The 385-nt window shown below is 35.3% G+C and carries 1 protein-coding gene; it reads left to right on the top strand.

The window, feature by feature from the left end:
* On the top strand, positions 1-374 hold a 374-nt coding region (locus tag E3E26_RS11045; protein ID WP_167901369.1), incomplete at its 5' end, for a glycosyltransferase.
* Positions 375-385 lie beyond the last annotated feature (11 nt).

Raw genomic sequence — 385 nt, 5'->3', positions numbered from 1 at the left:
TCACCACCTATGAGCCGAAGAACGCCAAATGGTTCAGGTTCTTGGAGAGAGAAGAGGACATTTTAGAGTTATATAAGAAAGCTGATGTTATTGTAGCTCATGCGGGAGCGGGAACATTATTAACAGCTTTGTCTTTTGGAAAACCAATAGTCGTCGTTCCAAGATTGAAAAAGTTTGGGGAGCATGTCGATGATCAACAGTTAGAATTGGCTGAAGCGTTAGAAAATATGAATAAGGCTATAGCAGTTTATGATATTGAAAAATTAGAGGATGCAATAAAGAAAGCAAAATTATTGTTAAAATATAGACCAATTCAGAGAAACAAAAAGCTTATATTATTTTTGAAAAGTACGCTTAGGAGGCTCGAGAAATGAAATATGAAAGA

Source organism: Thermococcus sp. LS1, assembly GCF_012027395.1.
Taxonomy (GTDB): domain Archaea; phylum Methanobacteriota_B; class Thermococci; order Thermococcales; family Thermococcaceae; genus Thermococcus.
The sequence above is the reverse complement of the archived record's forward strand: the minus strand, read 5'-3'. Positions and strand labels throughout refer to the sequence as shown.